This is a genomic window from Microbulbifer sp. ABH2_005 (genome assembly GCF_056160005.1).
This window is the reverse complement of record NZ_JBSWWI010000001.1, coordinates 1,604,753-1,621,761: the sequence shown is the minus strand read 5'-3', so window position 1 is coordinate 1,621,761 and position 17,009 is coordinate 1,604,753. Positions and strand designations below refer to the sequence as shown.

Annotated in this window: 13 protein-coding genes; 8 read left to right on the top strand and 5 right to left on the bottom strand. The window is 50.7% G+C overall.

Features of this window, described 5'->3' with window-relative positions:
* Positions 1-131 precede the first annotated feature (131 nt).
* Positions 132-677 carry a hypothetical protein gene (locus tag ACXAFI_RS07125; protein ID WP_475108230.1) on the bottom strand — a complete coding sequence of 182 codons (546 nt, stop codon included), beginning with the start codon at positions 675-677 and terminating at the stop codon, positions 132-134.
* Between the two features lie 575 nt (positions 678-1,252).
* Here ACXAFI_RS07125 and ACXAFI_RS07120 point away from each other — a divergent pair.
* From ACXAFI_RS07120 to ACXAFI_RS07090, 7 genes are all read left to right on the top strand, one after another.
* On the top strand, positions 1,253-2,791 hold the full coding sequence (locus ACXAFI_RS07120; protein ID WP_475108229.1) for a type I restriction-modification system subunit M: 1,539 nt from the start codon (positions 1,253-1,255) through the stop codon (positions 2,789-2,791).
* Positions 2,781-4,031 carry a restriction endonuclease subunit S gene (locus tag ACXAFI_RS07115; protein WP_475108228.1) on the top strand — a complete coding sequence of 417 codons (1,251 nt, stop codon included), beginning with the start codon at positions 2,781-2,783 and terminating at the stop codon, positions 4,029-4,031. The genes ACXAFI_RS07120 and ACXAFI_RS07115 overlap by 11 nt, the downstream gene beginning before the upstream one ends.
* A complete protein-coding gene (locus tag ACXAFI_RS07110) occupies positions 4,028-4,717 on the top strand; it encodes a YecA/YgfB family protein (protein ID WP_475108227.1) in 690 nt (229 codons plus the stop codon). Before ACXAFI_RS07115 ends, ACXAFI_RS07110 begins: the two co-directional genes overlap by 4 nt.
* A 178-nt stretch (positions 4,718-4,895) precedes the next feature.
* Positions 4,896-6,692: an anti-phage dCTP deaminase gene (locus tag ACXAFI_RS07105; RefSeq protein WP_475108226.1), complete on the top strand. Its 1,797-nt coding sequence runs from the start codon at positions 4,896-4,898 to the stop codon at positions 6,690-6,692.
* Positions 6,693-6,756: 64 nt separating this feature from the next.
* Positions 6,757-10,053 (top strand): type I restriction endonuclease subunit R, encoded by a 3,297-nt coding sequence (locus tag ACXAFI_RS07100; protein WP_475108225.1) that lies wholly within the window; start codon positions 6,757-6,759, stop codon positions 10,051-10,053.
* A 7-nt stretch (positions 10,054-10,060) separates the two neighbouring features.
* Positions 10,061-10,855: a M48 family metallopeptidase gene (locus ACXAFI_RS07095; RefSeq protein ID WP_475108224.1), complete on the top strand. Its 795-nt coding sequence runs from the start codon at positions 10,061-10,063 to the stop codon at positions 10,853-10,855.
* A gap of 13 nt (positions 10,856-10,868) precedes the next feature.
* Complete coding sequence (locus ACXAFI_RS07090; protein WP_475108223.1) at positions 10,869-12,206, top strand: patatin-like phospholipase family protein; 1,338 nt, start codon at positions 10,869-10,871, stop codon at positions 12,204-12,206.
* A gap of 51 nt (positions 12,207-12,257) precedes the next feature.
* Here ACXAFI_RS07090 and ACXAFI_RS07085 read toward each other — a convergent pair whose 3' ends face one another.
* The 3 genes from ACXAFI_RS07085 to ACXAFI_RS07075 all read right to left on the bottom strand — a co-directional run bounded on the left by ACXAFI_RS07085 (position 12,258) and on the right by ACXAFI_RS07075 (position 15,681).
* Complete coding sequence (locus tag ACXAFI_RS07085) at positions 12,258-13,937, bottom strand: NAD-dependent malic enzyme (RefSeq protein WP_152453895.1); 1,680 nt, start codon at positions 13,935-13,937, stop codon at positions 12,258-12,260.
* 734 nt (positions 13,938-14,671) lie between these two features.
* Positions 14,672-15,121, bottom strand: coding sequence for a GyrI-like domain-containing protein (locus tag ACXAFI_RS07080; protein ID WP_475108222.1), 450 nt, complete (start codon positions 15,119-15,121; stop codon positions 14,672-14,674).
* Positions 15,122-15,297: 176 nt separating this feature from the next.
* Entirely contained in the window at positions 15,298-15,681 is a 384-nt protein-coding gene (locus ACXAFI_RS07075; RefSeq protein WP_475108221.1) for a SpoIIAA family protein, read from the bottom strand.
* A 283-nt stretch (positions 15,682-15,964) separates the two neighbouring features.
* Here ACXAFI_RS07075 and ACXAFI_RS07070 point away from each other — a divergent pair, with 283 nt between their 5' ends.
* The gene (locus ACXAFI_RS07070; RefSeq protein ID WP_475108220.1) at positions 15,965-16,663 is read left to right on the top strand and encodes an alpha/beta fold hydrolase; all 699 of its coding nucleotides are present in this window, start codon (positions 15,965-15,967) and stop codon (positions 16,661-16,663) included.
* Here the strand turns inward: ACXAFI_RS07070 and ACXAFI_RS07065 are convergent.
* Positions 16,660-16,983, bottom strand: a complete 324-nt coding sequence (locus tag ACXAFI_RS07065) for a VOC family protein (protein ID WP_475108219.1) — start codon at positions 16,981-16,983, stop codon at positions 16,660-16,662. The genes ACXAFI_RS07070 and ACXAFI_RS07065 overlap by 4 nt on opposite strands.
* Positions 16,984-17,009 lie beyond the last annotated feature (26 nt).

Below are 17,009 nucleotides of genomic sequence, written 5' to 3'. Positions count from 1 at the left end.
CCTCTCCATATTCTAAACAGCCACACTCTCTTGCCCTTAAAAGACATGGATACTGGTTACAGGCGTACAGAGAGGCAATCACAGCGTATAACGAGCAAAGGTTTTCTTGGTGTCCACCCGTTAGATAAAATTTATTCAGCCCCATCCAGCCGATACCAATACTCGGCAAGATAACCCCGCGCATCCTCGTGCAAAATCTGCCGAACCACCTCAGGCTCGGCATTTTTACAGCGCCACTCAAACACTGTTGCTCGCCCGGTAACCGCAGCGGGAATAGCATCCGCTCTGGGGTTACTCTCACAATAAGTCGTCATCGGCTCACTGGGCTCTCGTGAAATATCCGCCTTCTCCGTACAGGGCAAGTTGGCCCCCACGAAACAGGCGTAGACCGCCCCATCCATACAGCGCCAGAAGGTGCCCCCGGCAACCCAGTCCTCCGAAGCATCCTCGGCGATACCCGCCGCCTTGCGAATACCCGATAAAACCATCTGTGGTTTTGCCGGGCCGATATAGGGCTCTTGCGGTTGGTCCGCATTTTTTACCGCCGCGCAGTAGCGCACAGGATCATTAAACGCGCCCAGATATTGCCCTTTATCCTGCTCGTCAACCGCCAAAACCACCGTGGTACTGAGCACAAGTGCCAGGCCCGCAAGCAGATAACCCCTTCCGCGAATCATTTTTGCCCTCCTAATTGTTGATGTCCTCATTGAGTGCTGAACCGCCCTAGGGGCAGCGATGCCTCTAAACACGATGCCTTTAACACGGCAGATCTCACGCAACACGCTTTAAAAAGTAGTGAAGTTTACTGCCTCGGGCTGGCACCGCTGGCTGTGCCTTGCCCCCAAAAGAGCAAGATACGCCCTTGACGCCATCTGGCAGCTGAATCACCATCGCCGTCATTCGGCACAGCCGGGCACCGGCCACGGCAAGTCAATGGCAGCGCCACAACCAGCGGGACCAACCCCTAAATAGCCCGGCTCCCTGGATTCCAAGCCATTGCGGGCTGAACTGGCAGACGCTGGCTAAAAATTAAGCACAGTGGGCGGTAGAGAACACCCGATCGCCCTACCCGCGCAGGTCCGGCACGAACCGTCACAGATTGCCGGGCAATTGCAGCGCCCAGCGCGCGTATAATGGCCGCCACCGCGCAGAAGCCGATAGACAACACCCGCTACCTGTAGCAATGCCAGCGCAAACCGAATTCAATTGGGCCACAGCGCCCCAGCAGTACACCAAGGACAAGAAGCACCCCATGAGCAGCAAAAGCGCCGCCGAAAAGATCAGCCAGGACAGCATCAACAAGGCCCTGTGGAATGCCTGCGATACCTTTCGCGGCACCATCAGCGCCGACACCTACAAAGACTTTATCCTCACCATGCTGTTCCTCAAGTACATCTCCGATGTATGGCAGGACCACTACGAGGAGTATGTGGAAACCTACGGCAACGAGCCGGAGCTGATCGAGGAGATGATGAAGAGCGAGCGCTTTGTACTGCCGCAAAGTGCCAGCTTCTACACCCTGTACGAGCACCGCCACGAGCCGAACAATGGTGAACGTATTGATCAGGCCCTGCACGCCATCGAAGAGGCCAACGGCACCAAGCTCAAGGACGCCGGCAAGAGCGTGTTCCAGGATATCTTCTTCAATACCGACAAACTGGGCGAGGAGAAGCAGAAGAACACCATCCTGCGCCACCTGCTGGAAGACTTCGCCAAAACCGAGCTGAACCTGCGCCCCAGCCGCGTGGGCAATCTGGATGTGATCGGCAACGGCTACGAATATTTGATCAAGAACTTCGCCGCCAGCGGCGGTCAGAAGGCCGGCGAGTTCTACACCCCACCGGAAGTGTCCGAGCTGATCGCCGAACTGCTCGATCCCCGCCCCGGCGACCGTATCTGCGATCCTACGTGCGGCTCCGCCTCCCTACTGATGAAGTGCGGGCGCAAGGTGCGGGAACACCACGACAGCAAGCAGTACGAACTCTACGGCCAGGAAGCCATCGGCTCCACCTGGTCTCTGGCCAAAATGAATATGTTCCTGCATGGCGAGGACAACCACAAAATCGAATGGGGCGATACCATTCGCAACCCCAAGTTGCTGGACAAAAACGGCGACCTGGACCTGTTCGATATCGTCACCGCCAACCCGCCCTTCTCCCTGGACAAATGGGGCCACGACGAAGCCGGCAACGACCCCTTCGGCCGCTTTCATCGCGGCGTACCGCCAAAAACCAAGGGGGACTACGCCTTTATTCTGCATATGATCGAAACCCTCAATCCCAAGAGCGGGCGCATGGGCGTAGTCGTGCCCCACGGCGTGCTGTTCCGGGGCTCTGCCGAGGGCAAGATTCGCAAGCAGCTGATTGAGGAAAACCTGCTGGACGCGGTGATCGGCCTGCCGGAAAAACTCTTCTACGGCACCGGCATCCCCGCCGCCATCCTGATCTTCGCCCGCGACAAGCAGGATGACAGCGTGATGTTTATCGATGCCTCGCGGGAATTTAAAGCGGGCAAAAACCAGAACCTACTCACCCAGGACAATATCGACAAGGTAGTGACCACCTACCGCCAGGGCGCCGACCTGGACAAATACGCCTATGTGGCCAGTCTCAAGGAAATTCAGGATAACGACTACAACCTGAATATCCCCCGCTATGTGGATACCTTCGAAGAGGAGGAGGAGATCGACCTGCTGGCCGTGCGTGCCGAACGGCAGCAGCTGAAAGCCCAGTTAAGCGAGCTGGAGGGGGAAATGGAGCAGTATTTGCAGGAGTTGGGTTATGGTGCCTAATGGGTGGAAAGAGTTAACCATTGAGCAGTGCTTAATTGATAAAACTTCTATGGCATATGGGATATTGCAACCTGGACAAGACGTTGAAAATGGTATTCCAATGATCAGAACTGTTGATATCGGTGCTGATGGTTTATGTGGAACAAAAATTCTGCGAGTTAGCGAGGAACTCCATCTTGAGTACAAGAGAACTGAGCTTGCCGGCAGCGAAGTTCTTTTATCGGTGATGGGGACTGTAGGCAGAACAATGGTTGTTCCAAGTGAATGCGCTGGATGGAATGTTAACAGGGCTTTAGCTGTAATGCGCCTTAACAGTGCGACCGATCCATTTTACTTTTGCGAATATCTGAAATCACCTTTTGTAAATGGTAGGTTAATCGAGCAAGCAATTGGGTCAGCTCAAAAACGAATTAACCTCGGAGACCTGAAAAAGTACAAAGTTCGTATCCCGCCTCTCTCCGAACAAAAAAAGATCGCCCAAATCCTATCCACCTGGGATAAAGCCATCGATACCAGCGAAAAACTGCTCGCCAACAGCCGCCAGCAGAAAAAGGCCCTGATGCAGCAACTGCTGACCGGCAAAAAGCGCCTGCGGGATAAGAATGGGGTTCGGTTTAGTGGGGAGTGGACAAAGTCAAACATCAATGATATTTCAACTCTTGTAACCAAGGGAACAACGCCGTCGACAAATGGCTTCAGCTTTACTAAAAAAGGTATTCCATTTTTAAAGGTAGAGTGTATTCGTACTGATGGATCAATAGACCTAAACAAGGTTGCACATATCGATGAGAAATGCCACTCGGCCTTTAAACGCTCCCAGTTAAAACCTGGCGATATTCTTTTTTCAATAGCAGGGGCTCTAGGAAGAGTAGCTTTAGTACCTAAATATTTAACAGAAGCAAATACCAATCAGGCAATTTGTCTAATTAGATTAAGCACCGAAATTGTTGAAACACTCTACTGTTATTATGCACTTCAATCTAATCAAATTAAGCGCGAAATAATAGCTGAAACAGCTCAAGCTGCTCAACCAAACTTAAGTTTGAAGAATGTTGGCAACTTTAAAATACCTACTCCCTCTAAAGAAGAACAAAAAAAAATCGCTGCAACCCTATCCAGCGCCGATCGGGAAATCGAAACCCTGCAACAAAAACTCGACTGCCTAAAGCAGGAGAAAAAAGCCCTGATGCAGCAGCTGCTCACCGGCAAGCGCCGGGTTCAGGTAGAGGAAGTCCAATGACATTTAGTGAAACCCTCGATCTCGATACGCCCATCACTGAAGCCGATCTGGAATTTATTGAGGACGTGCTGCTCAAATACGGCAACGACGATTCGGTGCTGGATATCTGCGAACTGGATGGCTTCCTCACCGCCCTGGTCTCCGGCCCGGAAATGATTCCCTCCAGCCGCTGGTTCTCCGCCCTCTGGGGCGGCCCCGGCAATGAGCCGGAGTGGCAGAGTGAAGAGGAGATGCAGCGCTTTACCGCGCTGCTATTCCAGCTGATGAACAGCAATGCCATGATGCTGGTGGAAACCCCCGCAGAGTTCAGCGCCCTATTCCGCATCACCGAGCGAGAGGGCGAAGCTCCCTTCGCCATCGTCGAGGAGTGGTGTTTCGGCTATATGCGCGGCGTCGACCTGGGCCAATGGCCCAACCTGCCCACAGAACTGGATACCCAGCTACAAGCCATCGCCCTACACGGCCGCGAGGAACACTTAGATCACCTCGGCACCCTCACCGATACAGAGCACCAGCACAGCGTCACTCAAATAGAACCCGCCGCCCGCGCCCTGCACCGCCACTGGCTGCAACAACGGGCCCCAGAACTGTCGCCAACTCCTCACCGAGCAGACCCCAAAACCGGCCGCAACGACCCCTGCCCCTGTGGCAGCGGTAAAAAGTTTAAACACTGCTGTTTGCATTAGACCCCTAAATACTGAAATCGAACAAAGGTGCTTGCATTTACCGATCATTCGGTACAATTTGGGGGAAAGTACAAAAGGCGTACTATCTGAGTATAAGAAACAAGCCCCGCCCCAATAACAGCCAGCGGGCATAAAGCGGCGATGCCAAATAAATTCTAATCATTATCAAGGACGATCAATGAGTACTAAATTCACTGGCTCTTTTGAAGAGCTAAAAGAAAAATTGTCCACTTTAGAGGGACAGTGGGATGAATCTCAACCCAACAAAAAAGTGTTCCGTCTCGGGCGTGGCGTGCTCAACTGGTACGTAACCACTGGTACTCTGCAATTACAGGGTAAAGGCACTGATAGAAGCCAACTCGAAAATAGAGTTCCCGTATTACTCTACCCTAATGAAGCACAGCCAAAACCTAAAACTGAGGAAACTTCTGTTCCCGAGCCTACACCCGAACCCATTACCGATTCCTCAGCCCCACCCTGTAAGACAGAAACCAGTACACAGCCTGACCTTGAATACCGCTTCCTAACATCCGGAATTAATGAGGGGGAGTTAGTAATTGGCGTTGTCAGCGCAGTAGGAACCGAAACCAAGCGTGTTGTAGGTCCACTGAAAGACCGCTTAGAAGGTTTCGGCTATAACGTAAGTGAAATCAGAATCTCTTCAATTTTGCCCCCAGCCGACAGCACAGCTAACAAGTATGAGCAAATTCAGCACTTTATATCGGCAGGGGACGCTTTACGAGCTCGGACCAATAACAATGCCATACTTGCGGCAGGTGTCGCCAAAGAAATAGCCAACACGCGCGGTTCAGAAAACCAAAAGCGGGCATATATTATCAATTCCCTCAAGCATCCACGAGAAGTAGAACTTCTTAGGAAAATCTATGCAGATGGTTTTTACCTCATTGGCATTCATGCCGATGAAAAACGTCGCCGCAACTACCTGACCGAAGACAAAAGTTGCGATCAGGCCCAGGCTGAAGAACTTATTAAAACTGATGAGAATGAGACTATCGACCACGGTCAAAAAACCAGGGATACCTACCACCTAGCCGATTTTTTCCTAAACCTTGGCAACAATGATGATCAGGTAAAGAATAGACTTAAGCGTTTTCTTGAGCTTATTTTTTCCCACCCCTATAAAAACCCAACATTTGATGAGTTTGCCATGTTTATGGCTTTTAACAGCTCAGTGCGCTCTGGGGATTTGTCCAGGCAAGTCGGGGCCGTGATAAGTCGCGAAGAGCAGATTATCGCCACCGGCGCCAATGACGCACCAAAATCGGGAGGCGGTCTCTACTGGGCAAAAGAAGACCCAGAATCAGGAGAAATTACTGATCACCCGGACGGAAAGGACTACACCAGAGAAGGCGATTCCAATAAAAAAGCACAGGCCGAAATCATCGAGGGCATCATTGCCTCACTAGCAAAGCAAGAGCTGGTTAACCCTGAGAGGCAAAAAGACCTCGAAAAGATTCTGAAGGACAGTAAGATTTCTGACTTAACAGAATTTGGCCGAGTGGTACATGCTGAGATGGACGCCTTGCTTTCCTGTAGTCGCTCCGGCATTTCAACGATAGGCACAACACTGTATTGCACAACTTTCCCTTGCCACAATTGCGCAAAGCATATTGTTGCAAGTGGTGTGAAACGAGTAGTTTACGTGGAGCCCTACCCCAAAAGCCGAGCCCTTGATTTCCACTCGGAATCCATTCAACTCAAGTCGGAGTTCGATGCGTCGAGTGAAGAAAATCACCTTGTCACTTTTGAACCATTTATTGGTATCGGGCCTCGCCGCTTCCTCGATTTGTTCTCTATGAATTTAGGTGCCGGTTCTAAACTGCGTAGAAAAGATAAAGAGGGATCTACCATCGAGTGGAGCAAAGAATCCGCTCCGATTCGTACCCCGCTAGTACCGAAATCCTATGTTGAAATAGAGAAGGCCGCAGTGGCAATTTGGGATGATCACACGTAAAACGTCAAACCAAATTACTAACTGAATACGAAATAAGCTTTAGCAAAGATATGAGAGTCGCTGGATGATGCAGTCTCCTCCCAGGTTTCAGGAAGAATACTCCGCGAAAATCCCCGCCCTGGCCCTGTTATGCAACCTGGGCTGGTCGTTTTTACCTCCCTCCGAGGCCAACCAAGCCCGCAGTGGGCGCCAGGACCAGGTGGTGCTTACAGAAATACTGCGCCGGGAGCTGGGCAAACGGACCTTCCACTTTGCCGGTAAAGAGCTGCCGCTCTCGCAAAAATCCATCGACCACCTGATCGGCATAGTGTGCAGCCCAGCGCTGAACAAAGGGCCGCTTGCGGCCAATGAAGAGTTGTACAACCACCTGCTCTACGGCATTTCGGTGACCGAATTTATCGATGGCAAAAAAGCCACCCCCACCATTGCCCTGATCGACTGGCACACCATCGAAAACAATCACTTTGCCTTTACCGAGGAATTCAGCGTAACCCGTGCCAGCGGCGTGGAGAGCCGCCGCCCGGATATGGTGTGCTTTGTCAACGGTATTCCCCTGGTAGTGATCGAGGCCAAGCGCCCGGATGGCAAGAAAGGGCCCTCTATCGACGAGGGTATCTCCCAGAGTCTGCGCAACCAGCGCCACGATGAAATCCCACAATTGTTCGCCTACAGCCAACTGCTGCTGTCGGTGAATGGCGCCGAGGGCCGCTACGGCACTTGTAACACGCCGGCAAAATTCTGGGCGGCCTGGCGCGAGGAAGATATCTCCGATGGGGAAATGCTGGCGATCAAAAACCGCCCCCTTTCCAGCGAACAAATCCAAACCCTGTTTAAACAGCGCGCCCCGGCAGATCTGGACTGGTACCAGACCCTGATCGCCGGTGGCGAGCTGGCCCTAGGCGGCCAGGATCGGTTGCTAATCAGCTTGCTATCGCCCCAGCGACTGTTGGAGATGGTCCGTTACTTCACCCTGTTCGATAAAAAGGCCGGCAAAATTGTCGCCCGCTATCAGCAGGTATTCGGTATCAAACGACTGTTGGAGCGCATTGCCCAACGCGGCAATGACGGCGCGCGGGAGGGCGGTGTGATCTGGCATACCACCGGCTCCGGCAAATCCTTCACCATGGTGTTTTTAAGCAAGGCGCTGATCTTCCAGCCGAGTCTCAAACAGAGCCGCCTGGTTATTGTCACCGACCGGGTGGATCTGGAGCGCCAGCTCAGCAATACCTTTGCCAGCGGCGGCGAACTGGCGGGCAAGAAAGACAAGGAAGCGGCCATGGCTACTTCCGGCAAGCGTTTGGCCCAGCAGATTGGCAGCGGCAATGAGCGGATTATCTTCTCGCTGGTGCAAAAATTTACCGGCGCCACTGCCCTGCCGGAGTGTCGCAACGACAGTGCCGACTTGATTGTGCTGATCGACGAGGGCCACCGCAGTCAAGGCGGCGAAAACCATATCCGTATGCGCCAGGCCCTGCCCAATGCCGCCTTTGTGGCCTTTACCGGCACGCCCCTGCTGAAAGACGACAAGACCACCAATAAATTTGGCCCCATAGTCCATGCCTATACCATGCAACGGGCGGTGGAGGATCGCACCGTAACCCCACTGCTGTACGAAGAGCGCATCCCCGACCTGAATGTTAACGAGCGCGCAATTGACCGCTGGTTTGAGCGTATTACGGTGGGGTTAAGCGAGGAGCAGAAGGCGGATTTAAAACGCAAGTTTGCCCGCAAGGGAGAGATTTACACTGCCGACGATCGCATTCGACTGATTGCTACCGATATCGCCACCCATTTTGTTAAAAACATCGATGCGGGCTTAAAAGGCCAGCTAGCCTGCGATAGCAAAGCCACTGCCATCCAATATAAAAAGTACCTGGATGAGGCCCAACAGCACTGGCCAGAAGCACAGAAGTTTGAGTCGGCAGTGGTCATCAGTGCACCGGATACCCGCGAGGGCAACGAGGCGGTAGATGAGTCCTCTATGCCGGAGGTGGTGAAGTGGTGGAAAGACAATGTGGGCTCGCAAAATGAACAGCGCTACACCCAGGGAGTGATTGAGCGCTTCGATAAAGACGATTCCCTGAAACTGCTGATTGTAGTGGACAAACTACTGACCGGATTCGATGAGCCCAAGAATACGGTGCTGTATATCGATAAGCCGCTCAAGGAACACAACCTCATCCAGGCGATCGCGCGGGTCAACCGCCTGCACCCGGATAAAAAGTTCGGCCTGCTGATCGATTACCGGGGCATCCTGGCAGAGCTGGATACCACCCTGCAGAAATACCAGGATCTGGCCGCGCGCACCCAGGGCGGTTACGACATCGACGATATTGCCGGGCTCTACAGCCCCATGAGCAGCGAGTACAAGCGCCTGCCCCTGTTGTATAAAAACCTTTGGGGCATTTTCGCCGACGTGAAAAATAAGCAGGACCCTACGCAGTTAGAGAGTGTTGTGATACCAAGGATAGAAAAGCGCAACGGTGAACTGGTGGATGTGAACCTAAAAGTGCGCGAGGACTTCTACGAGGCACTCACCCACTTCACCACCTGCCTGAAAGTAGCCTTGCAATCGGCCACCTTCTTCGAAGACAAAAGCTTTAGCGACAATGATCGCCAGCACTACAAACAGACGGTTAAACAATTTGCCAGTTTGCGCCAATGGGCGCTACAGCAAACCGGAATCTCTGTGGACTATGACCAGTACGCGGCCCAGGTAAAAAACCTGTTGGATAAGCATGTGGTGGGCGTGGAAATCTTGGAGCCCGAGGGTAAATACGAAGTCAACAAAATGGGCAAGACGGAGCGGCCCGAAGATTGGGGGGAGAACAAAACCCGCAACGAAACCGATCTTATCAAAACCCGCGTCACCCGCATGATCGAGCAGGAGCTGCGCGACGACCCCTATGCCCAGGAGGCCTTTTCCAAGTTACTGCTGCAAGCCATTGAGGAGGCGGAAAAACTGTTCGATCACCCGCTCAAGCAGTATTTGCTGTTCGAGGAGCTAGAAGCCCAGGTAAAAGCCCGCAACCTGGATGAGATCCCCAATGCCTTTGCCGATAACCGCCACGCCCAGGCCTATTTTGGTGTATTCAAGAAAAACCTGCCGGAGGTTTTTGCGGTGGGCGATAGTCAGGTGCAAGATAAATGGATCAAGCTAGCTTTCGAGATCGATACAATGGTTGCCCAGTCCGTAATGGAGCACTCCATCAGCCCGCAAAATATTGAGAAGGATATCCATAAAAAACTGATGCCCAAATTATTTATGGCGTGTAAATCCATCGGTAGTGGTATGGTGCAGGCTAAAAAAATGGTGGAGATGATCGTGCAGATCACCCGCGTCGGTTTGAGCGGAGACTAACCCCGGCATGAACGTGCCTATTATCGATCAACAAAATAACCTCAATACCCGGCAACTGAGCTTTGCCTATGGGGATGAACACATCACATTTGAATGCCAACCCCGCCCCCAGGCCAGTGGGCGAGTGCTGATCAAAGTACACCCCGACTGCCGCGTGGTAGTCAGCGCGCCCGAACCTATTGATGATGATGCGGTATTAAAAGCGGTAAAAAAACGGGGGCGCTGGATTTACCAGCAGCTGCGCGATTTCCGCAAAGCGCTGGAATATATAACGCCACGGCAATATATCAGTGGCGAGAGCCACTACTATCTGGGCAAGCAATACCTGCTGAAAGTCATTGAGTCTGAAGACACTCAACAGCAGGTCAAATTACTGCGCGGTAAGCTGGAAGTATCCGTGATTAAGAAAGATCCGGAGAGAGTGCGCCTGCTTTTGGCCAAGTGGTATAAGGATCGCGCCAAAGAAGTTTTTCATCGCCGCCTGGATGCTCTGCTTGAGCAAACCCTATGGGTCCCCGGGCGCCCACCCCTGCGCACCCTCAGCATGAAAACCCAGTGGGGCAGCTGCTCCCCCCATGGACGTATTACCCTCAACCCCCATCTGGTAAAGGCTCCGCGCCAGTGCATTGACTATGTGATTTTGCACGAGCTCTGCCATATAGCCGAGCACAACCACAGCGAGCGCTTTTACCGATTGATGAATCAAGTAATGCCCCGGTGGGAAAGTACTAAAAACAAGCTGGATGCCATGGCGAATTTGATTCTGGGTGATACCCTGCCTCAACCACATAACCGCACATAATTTGTTCGAACACATGGAATTAATTAACACAGAAGGGAAAACCCAAATAGGGGAAGCAAGCTGGGTCTCAGATGCCCTGCAAAAGGCTAACACCCTATGGCATAAAGCCTGTCCTCAAGTTGAGGGCAAGATATTTAGTGATGTACAGGATTCCAACGGGTTCCAGTATGTGGACTTGGTGATGGAGGGTGGCGGCATGCTGGGGATTGCCCTGGTAGGCTACACCTACATCCTGGAGTTAGCCGGCATTCGCTTTCGCAAGATTGCGGGCACATCGGCCGGTGCTATCAACGCCTTGTTTTTAGCTGCCGCTGGTACCCCAGGCTCGCGCAAGAGTGAGAAACTCCTCGAGATTATGGCCAAGGCGGACTTTGCCAGTTTCGAAGATGGGGAGCTTTTTGCTCGTAGGACCGTTCAGCGCCTGCTTAATGGCCGAGGATTCTTTAGTAATCTGGCCCTACATCCTTTCGACTCCCTGCGCACCCTGCGGCAGCTGCTGCGGGACAAGGGCCTGAATCCTGGAGATACCTTCACCTACTGGCTGCAAGACGAGTTGCGCCAGCTGGGTATCACTGATACCGCGCAGTTATACCAACGCATCAACCAGTTCCCCACATTGTTTTACCAAGGCAATCCCGATCCCGAGGTTGGCATTGCAGAGGTAGCCCTGGTCGCCGCAGATATTACTACGGAGACCCGCGCGGTATTCCCAGCCAAAGCTCCGCTCTATTTCAGTGACCCAAATACGGTGAACCCGGCCGAATATGTGCGCGCATCAATGTCGGTGCCCGGCTTCTTCAAACCCTATACGGTAAAAAATATTCCCCAGTTGGAGCAGTGCCAATCTATTGAGGAGAACTGGCGCAACATAAAGGGTATCGGCAATCCCAGACGCTTCTTCAAGCACGGCTTTCCCCAAGAGGTGGAGTTTGTCGATGGTGGCCTGGTATCCAATTTTCCTTTCGATATTTTTCACGACCCCTATGGCACACCCAAACTGCCCACTTTGGGGGTCAAGCTGGAGGTAGATCACTACCAACCCAAATCCAATACCATGGGGCGCTTTGCCATGGGCTTGGTCAATACTTGCCGCAATATGCTCGATAACCATGTACGCGCAAGCCTGAATGCTGAGTACCATGCCTTGGTCAAGGAAATCGCCATTGATCCAATGGCGAATGGCCGTCTCCCACACTGGTTGGATTTCTCTATGCCAGGGGAGCATTGCGAACACCTGTTTGTATCCGGGGCCAAATCCGCCATCGAGTTTTTAAGTAAAGGTTTTCTTTGGGAAGATTATCTGGTGCTGCGCCAGCCAGAGGCAATCTATGGCAACGAACAGATTGCCTAAAAGAAGCTGGGCCGCAGAAGCGGCCCGGTTTGCGAAGGTTTGGAAATGATATTAGAAAGAGCGGCGGCGGTAACTGCGGTAGTTGGCATGCCAGAAATTGCGCTTTAGGGATTTCTCCAGCTGCTCATGGCTCACTTTGGGGGCAACCCCATCAAGCTGCGCCTGGGCAGCCACAGCCCTGGCAATATCTATACTCACCTCACGAATATTATCCAAGTGCGGCAGAAGTGCACCCTTGCCTTCCTTCACTACAGGCGCTTGCTCTGCCAGAGCGTTGGAGGCGGCCATCAGCATACCATCCGTCACACGGGTGGCGTTGGCAGCAATCACTCCAAGGCCAATGCCGGGGAAGATATAAACATTGTTGCACTGAGCCACCGGGTGAGTGCGCCCATCGATTTCCACCGCAGCAAAGGGACTGCCGGTGGCCACCAGTGCCTCCCCTTTGGTCCAGGTGTAGATCTCTGTAGGTGTCGCTTCCGCACGGGAAGTGGGATTAGATAGCGGCATAACCAGCGGGCGTTCATGGCCCTTTTGCAAGGCCTCAATCACCTGTTGATTGAATAACCCACCCTGACCGGAAACCCCGATAAGAATGCTGGGTTTTATCTGGCCAATCAGGCTTTCCAAGTCTGATTCGGCAACGCCCTCGAAGATATTCGGGGGCTGTGCCAGGGCCGCCTGGAAATCGTGCAGGCCCTTCATATCCGAGGTTACCAAGCCATAGCGATCGAACATAAAAATACGTGAGCGAGCATCCGCATCGCTGAGCCCCGCCTGCGCCATGGCAGACACCACTTGTTCGGCAATACCACAACCGGCGGAACCCGCACCGACAATCACAACCCTCTGGGCAGTGAGAGGCTCCTGCCAGGTTTTACACGCGGCGAGAATAGTCCCCAACGTAACGGAGGCTGTGCCCTGAATATCGTCATTGAAACAGCAGAGCTGATCCCGGTAGCGCTGCAATAGAGGCATGGCATTGGTCTGGGCAAAATCCTCAAACTGCACCAACACCTTGGGCCAGCGACGCTTCACGGCTTCAATAAACTGCTCTAAAAACTCATCGTACTCTTGCTGGGAAACACGCTCGTGTCGCCAGCCCATGTACATAGGATCACTGAGGAGAGTACGGTTGTTGGTGCCCACATCCAGGGTTACGGGAAGCGTATAAGCCGGGCTGATACCACCACAGGCGGTGTACAGAGACAGTTTGCCGATGGGAATTCCCATGCCACCTATGCCCTGATCGCCGAGACCGAGGATACGCTCGCCATCGGTAACCACAATAACCTTGACGTTTTCTTTGGTGGCACTGCGCAACATATCATCCATGTACTCACGGTCTGGATAGGGGATAAACAGTCCGCGGTGGGTGCGATAAATATTGGAAAATTCCTCACAGGCTGCGCCGACTGTGGGGGTATAGATGATCGGCAGCATTTCATCGATATGGTGCTCGATCAGGTAAAAGAACAGGGTTTCGTTATCATCTTGAATGCCCCGCAAAAAGATGTGCTTATCCAGGTCAGTCTTACAGTGCTGGTACTGGTAATAAGCTCGCCGGGCCTGCTCCTCAATGGTCTCAACATTGTTAGGCAAGAGACCCGCCAAGTTGAACTCCAGCCGCTCTTCCAAGGTGAATGCACTGCCTTTGTTCAATAGTGGCATTTCCAGCAAGGAAGGGCCGGCATGTGGAATATACAGGGGGCGCTTTTCGTTGTTGCTCATAAACCTGCTTTTAATTAGCGATGATGGACAAGTTATATTGCGCAAATAGCTTTCAGTCTGACCAAAACAAGCAAAGAGAGTCAGAAATTTGCACAGACCTACCGGTCTCTTGCCAGTCTAAGGGGTTTAAAGACTACTTAGTGTCCCGAATTATAACAAGGCCTACCCTCTTCCCTTGAGAGCCTGAAAAATACCTTTCAATCATGCTAGTTGGATTTTCACAGTGGTTCTTAATGGAGAATTTTTAGGCAACTCTGCTTTCCCTCTCTTAGAGGACTAACAGAACAGATAGTGAAACAGAGTAGATAATAGCCACCTGAACCAACCTCTAAGCCCTGTAATTCCAGGGTGGTTTTATCAATTACTGTGGGAAAGTTAAAGAAATGTGAGCGGGAGTAAAAGCCAGCCCTGCGTATTCTTGACGGGAACATCGCACTGTATTGGCAATAGACGGGGCGTCATCATCCAGGGAATACTAAGCAAGTCAGTGGAATCCGCATTTTTCGCCTTGTCTATTATGACGCCGGAAATTGTCCATTGTGACCATGCTGTCTATTCGGACATTTACCCACCCAGGCATCTGGAAGCACCGCCCGATGTTGAATATTTTTTAAGCGTTTTTGGTGGTCCGCTTTTTAGCCGCCTCTCTGCCAACTGGACAATTGACCTTATGAAAAGCCAGAGAGGAGGCTAATGGCCCTTTAGCCAAAAGGCCATTAAAGGCCCCTTAAGAGTTATTTGATAGAGATGGCGACTCTTATCTCATTCGGGCCCACATAGTGTTCAAAGTCTGTGGTGTAAGCACGTTCGTGAGGGCATTCCGGTGAGGAGAAGTAATTCCATACTTCACCCCATAAATTGATAACCGCCTGTGGCATTTCCCCCTGAGCTGAAAACACCAGGTACTTACCAGGCTCTACATGTATCGACTTAAAGTCCTCAGACATATCTGTTGAAAGCAGATCAGAGCAAGCATAGACATCGAACATCCCGCTATGGTCTGACTCGTAGTTGGTGTATACCCCATAAACCTGAGGGGTTCCCCTAAACTTGGGCGCCACCTCAGCACTAAACTTCTCCCACAAAGGGGCTATTTGCGCTGTAGAAGCATCCGCCTCATTCTCATTCTTAGTCCTTGTGCAAAGCCCCACCAAATCAAAGCCTGAAATCTGTTCAACGACCATAGCAGCCCCGCTATTTCCTCATTATTGATTGACTTAAAATCTATCTACTATTAAGCAGTGTTTGATAGCAACTGACCATTGCTCAACCTGAAACCCAGAATAGTCTGTTCCTACTCAGGAGATCGTTGCTTTGAGCCTCAAAATGAGAAAAAATTCCTTAGGAACCCCGTTTCGCTCTAATCTGTATTTTCTGGAGCATAGTGCTTGAGAAACTGTATGGCTTCCTCACGTTGGCCTAAAGAGAAGCACCGGATATCCATATTTCTAAAAATCTTATCTTCAACCCTTACAATTTTCTGCAACCATCGTTTATCCGTCAAAATAGCAGCTGCAGCAATATTGGAGATACCTACGTCAGCTAGGTACTTGAATTTCTCTATTATTGCCGAGAACTCAAACCCCTTAAATGACTCAACTTCTTCATAAATAGTTATCTTCCCAAACCTCCTACCAAGAGACCTTGCCTTATCCAAAGCCTTAGAGACATCATTATCAGTAATTTCACCCGAAACTTTAAAGGCGAGAACATTTGGAATATCAATATCTATAGCTGAGATCATTGTTCTTTCCTACCTACAAGTGGTTTTATTGAGAACTCTATATTAGCCATCCAGAGAAGAAAGTTGCAACGCTATGGCTTTTAAAAAACCCGAGAGTCTTCTCAAAATAAGACCCCATGAAAAGAGAGAAAAATAGAAGCAGGGTCACTCAAACTCAAACTCAAACTATTAACAGACATAGATTAAAAATTTTTTATCTAGTAGATAAAATCAACACTAAAAAGTAGAATAAACGCCAGATAAAGCACGTATTGAGCATGCAACTCTTTATGGAGGGTCAAACTTGAAGCTACTTCTCCTGCCTGGACTAGATGGTACAGGAATATTGTTTGAAGACCTAATCAAAGCACTACCAAAGTCATTAAAAATCCAGGTAGTTTCACTCTCAGAGCTATCCGGTAAGACTTATTATGAACAGGCAGAGTCATTAAACAGGTTGATGAAAGATGAAAATCTACTTTTAGTAGCGGAGTCTTATTCAGGCAGACTTGCTTATGAACTATACAAACTGGCTAAAAATCGAGTTAAAGGTTTCATTTTTATTGCCAGCTTCATCTCTTCACCATCATTTATATCCAGATTCGCAAAGTTATTCCCTATAATATTGATCAAGCCCAACCGCATCAATTACTGGATAATCAATCATTATGGCTTCAACGGCCATGCCACCAAAGAGAAAATTCAAAGAATTCTTCATTCAATAAAAACAACAGATAGAGAAAAATTTAAATATCGATTTAAAAATATTGCAGAAATAAATAACCCTATAGATAAGCTCAACCTGTCCGTAATCTACCTTAGTCCGAACAAGGATCGCCTTGTAGGCAAGAAAGCATTAAAACAATTAGCTTCTACATTCGAGAGGCTAGAAGTTGTCCAACTGCCGGGTGGGCATTTTATTGCACAAGCGAAGCCAATTGAATGCGCAAAAATCATTGCGCTAACGGCTAGCCAGTTATCGAGAAAAACCAAACTTTCCTAATCAACTTGATAACTCGCATTACTCCAAGCATTATTAATTTCCTCTGCTTGTTGCTTTGCATTAAAACGCTCCCAGACAATGCCATTGACATCTTTATCCTGAGTAAAAGCTGTTGCGCTTGGGTCTTCCCAACCCAAATGCCTGAGAGTTCCGGGCTTGCACTTTGAGTCCTTACGAATAGACAGATTTAAACTGTCAGTTCTCCACAGAGCATATTCGCCAGAGACATGGGCGCAGGGTTTGCAGTTCAGGCGAGCGCTATAATCCTGAACCGTTTCTTCGACCTTATCTGTTGATAGCGCAATATGTAGCCTTTTCATAGCTCCCTCCCTATTTGAGATACCAA

Bases quoted from the DNA above. Each gene is read 5' to 3' on its own strand.
- ACXAFI_RS07075 (WP_475108221.1), bottom strand. From the start codon at position 15,681: ATGATCTCAGCTATAGATATTGATATTCCAAATGTTCTCGCCTTTAAA.
- ACXAFI_RS07095 (WP_475108224.1), top strand. From the start codon at position 10,061: ATGAACGTGCCTATTATCGATCAACAAAATAACCTCAATACCCGGCAA.
- ACXAFI_RS07125 (WP_475108230.1), bottom strand. From the start codon at position 677: ATGATTCGCGGAAGGGGTTATCTGCTTGCGGGCCTGGCACTTGTGCTC.
- ACXAFI_RS07115 (WP_475108228.1), top strand. From the start codon at position 2,781: ATGGTGCCTAATGGGTGGAAAGAGTTAACCATTGAGCAGTGCTTAATT.
- ACXAFI_RS07065 (WP_475108219.1), bottom strand. From the start codon at position 16,983: ATGAAAAGGCTACATATTGCGCTATCAACAGATAAGGTCGAAGAAACG.
- ACXAFI_RS07080 (WP_475108222.1), bottom strand. From the start codon at position 15,121: ATGGTCGTTGAACAGATTTCAGGCTTTGATTTGGTGGGGCTTTGCACA.
- ACXAFI_RS07120 (WP_475108229.1), top strand. From the start codon at position 1,253: ATGAGCAGCAAAAGCGCCGCCGAAAAGATCAGCCAGGACAGCATCAAC.
- ACXAFI_RS07090 (WP_475108223.1), top strand. From the start codon at position 10,869: ATGGAATTAATTAACACAGAAGGGAAAACCCAAATAGGGGAAGCAAGC.
- ACXAFI_RS07105 (WP_475108226.1), top strand. From the start codon at position 4,896: ATGAGTACTAAATTCACTGGCTCTTTTGAAGAGCTAAAAGAAAAATTG.
- ACXAFI_RS07085 (WP_152453895.1), bottom strand. From the start codon at position 13,937: ATGAGCAACAACGAAAAGCGCCCCCTGTATATTCCACATGCCGGCCCT.
- ACXAFI_RS07110 (WP_475108227.1), top strand. From the start codon at position 4,028: ATGACATTTAGTGAAACCCTCGATCTCGATACGCCCATCACTGAAGCC.
- ACXAFI_RS07100 (WP_475108225.1), top strand. From the start codon at position 6,757: ATGATGCAGTCTCCTCCCAGGTTTCAGGAAGAATACTCCGCGAAAATC.